1 protein-coding gene is annotated in these 1,237 nt (G+C 51.8%); it reads right to left on the bottom strand.

What is annotated here, in order from left to right:
* Positions 1-20 precede the first annotated feature (20 nt).
* A protein-coding gene (locus tag ACKF11_RS15305) for an IS3 family transposase (RefSeq protein ID WP_407997763.1) occupies positions 21-1,174 on the bottom strand; the annotation gives its coding sequence in 2 pieces (ribosomal slippage) (positions 21-934 and positions 934-1,174; 1,155 coding nt in all).
* Positions 1,175-1,237: the final 63 nt, after the last annotated feature.

Genomic DNA, 1,237 nt, shown 5'->3' with positions numbered 1-1,237 from the left:
TTTGAATCGCCCCTACTATCCTAGACAGTCGCCAGCCCCTCGAAATAACGCTTTTCATACTCTACTGGCGATAGGCCATTATTGAAACTGTGTCGACGCCTAGGGTTGTAAAACATCTCGATGTAATCAAATACATCCTGGCGGGCAGCTTCTCGATGCTCGTAAATCTTCCGCCGTATCCTTTCCCGCTTCAGCAATTGAAAAAAGCTTTCTGCGACAGCATTGTCGTGGCAATTGCCTCGTCTGCTCATGCTAGGTTTGAGACGGTGCGCTTTTAAAAATGCCTGCCAATCATAGCTGCTGAACTGACTACCCTGATCTGAGTGGACTAGCACCTCCCTATCTGGTCTTCGCCTCCATACCGCCATCAGCAATGCGCTGATCGCCAAGTCACGATCCATCCTAGGTGCCATTGACCACCCGACGACTTGGCGTGAGAAGAGATCCAGCACGGCAGCCAAATATAACCATCCTTCATGGGTTCGAATATAGGTAATATCCGTCACCCATACTGTGTTGGGAGTGGTCACGTCGAATTGGCGCTCCAGATGATTAGGGGCGACCACAGCGGGCCGTCCGCCAAGCTGACCAGGGCGACGCCGGTAGCCAGTTTGAGAACGTAACCCTTCTTGACGCATCAATCGCGCAACACGGTGCTTGCCACAGGTCTCCCCTAAAGCTCGAAGATCATCTTTGATCTTGCGATAGCCATAAACCCCACCACTCTCCAGCCAGGATTGCTTGATATGGCCTAGCAAGCGCTGGTCTTCTTGCGCTCTTGCAGACTGTGGTGTCTGTTGCCATGCGTAATAACCGCTGGGATGCACACTCATCATGCGACAGAGACGTCGGATAGGGTGAGAGCAGGCGTGCTCTTGAATAAATGCGTACTTTACCCGGACAGCTTGGCAAAGTACGCGGCGGCCTTTTTTAGGATATCTCGCTCATCAGTGACGCGGCGCAGCTCAGCCTGAAGGCGACGGATTTCTGCTTGCTGATTGGAGACGTGCTGTAGTTCGTCTTCAGGCGTGTTGAATCGTTTGATCCAAGCATAAATGCTATGGCTTGAAACGCCCAACCGCTCCGCGACCTCTGCTACTGAAAACTGACGTTCAGTGACTTGCTTGACGGCGGCCTGTTTGAATTCTTCGGTGTAACGTTGTTGCTTGCTCATGATGTCTCCTCAACTTCCATAGTTTGAGACTCTTGAGCTGTCTAGGAAAGTGGGGGCGATTCA

The organism is Methylobacillus draconifructus, from assembly GCF_045984385.1.
In the GTDB taxonomy this organism is placed as follows: Bacteria; Pseudomonadota; Gammaproteobacteria; order Burkholderiales; family Methylophilaceae; genus Methylobacillus; species Methylobacillus flagellatus_A.
Note: the sequence above shows the minus strand (reverse complement) of the source record. Positions and strands in the feature narration are given on the sequence as shown.